Source organism: Halobacillus massiliensis (assembly GCF_900166625.1).
GTDB lineage: Bacteria > Bacillota > Bacilli > Bacillales > Halobacillaceae > Halobacillus_A > Halobacillus_A massiliensis.
The window spans coordinates 933,799-934,978 of sequence record NZ_LT800499.1 but is presented as its reverse complement, the minus strand read 5'-3'; the positions used below and the strand labels follow the sequence as shown (position 1 = coordinate 934,978).

The window sequence follows — 1,180 nt, the reverse complement described above, 5'->3', positions numbered from 1 at the left end:
TGAAAAAACGCGGGGCCCGCCAAATTCGTCTAATGTGTCTTGTGGCTGCGCCTGAAGGTGTAGATGCGGTAAAAGAGGAACATCCTGATGTTGATATCTATCTTGCAGCAATGGATCAAAAGCTGAATGAGAAAGGTTATATCGAGCCTGGACTGGGTGACGCTGGAGACCGCTTGTTCGGCACAAAGTAAGGAGATATTTTTATGGATAATCGACTCAAGGTCATGACGATCTTCGGCACTCGTCCAGAAGCGATTAAAATGGCTCCACTCGTTTTAGAATTAAAGAAGAGAACGGAACAGTTTGAGCCTATCGTAACGGTAACCGCTCAGCATAGGGAGATGCTTGATCAGGTGCTTGATATTTTTAAAATAAAACCTGATTTTGATTTGAATATTATGAAAGACCGTCAGACGCTCGCACAGGTAACAACCCGTGCGCTTGAAGGGCTGGATGATGTCTTGAAGGAAGCGAAGCCGGATATCGTTTTAGTTCACGGAGACACTACGACGACTTTTGCTGCATCGCTTGCTGCTTACTATAATCAAATTCCAGTTGGCCACGTTGAAGCAGGACTGCGAACATGGGATAAGTATTCCCCTTACCCTGAGGAAATGAACCGCCAGCTCACAGGAATTATGGCTGATCTTCATTTTGCTCCAACGAATAAGTCGCGCGATAATCTGCTCGAAGAAAATAAGCCGGCTGACCATATTTTTGTTACGGGTAATACAGCGATTGATGCTTTAAACACAACGGTCGATGAGGCGTACCAATCCCGGGTGCTGGAAAGTCTGGAAGGTCGACGCCTTGTATTAATGACTGCTCATCGCCGTGAAAACCTTGGCAGCAATATGAAGCAGATGTTTCGTGCGATAAAACGACTAGTAGAAACTCATGATGATATTGAAGTCGTTTATCCCGTACACTTAAATCCGGCTGTACGGGAGACGGCGGATGAGATACTAGGAAAAGATGATAGAATTAAGCTGATTGAACCACTGGGTGTCATTGACTTTCATAATTTTGCTTCCCGTGCTCACTTGATTCTTACCGATTCTGGGGGTGTGCAGGAAGAAGCGCCTTCTCTGGGCGTGCCTGTACTTGTGCTTCGAAATACAACCGAAAGACCAGAAGGAATTGAAGCAGGAACGCTTAAACTCGCCGGAACGGACGAGGA

General features: G+C 45.9%; 2 protein-coding genes. Both read left to right on the top strand.

All coding sequences use genetic code 11. From position 1 onward, the window contains the following. On the top strand, nt 1-191 hold a 191-nt coding region (locus B7E06_RS22465), incomplete at its 5' end, for a uracil phosphoribosyltransferase (protein ID WP_281249030.1). 12 nt (nt 192-203) lie between these two features. Further along, on the top strand, nt 204-1,180 hold a 977-nt coding region (wecB, locus tag B7E06_RS22460; protein WP_082232900.1), incomplete at its 3' end, for a non-hydrolyzing UDP-N-acetylglucosamine 2-epimerase.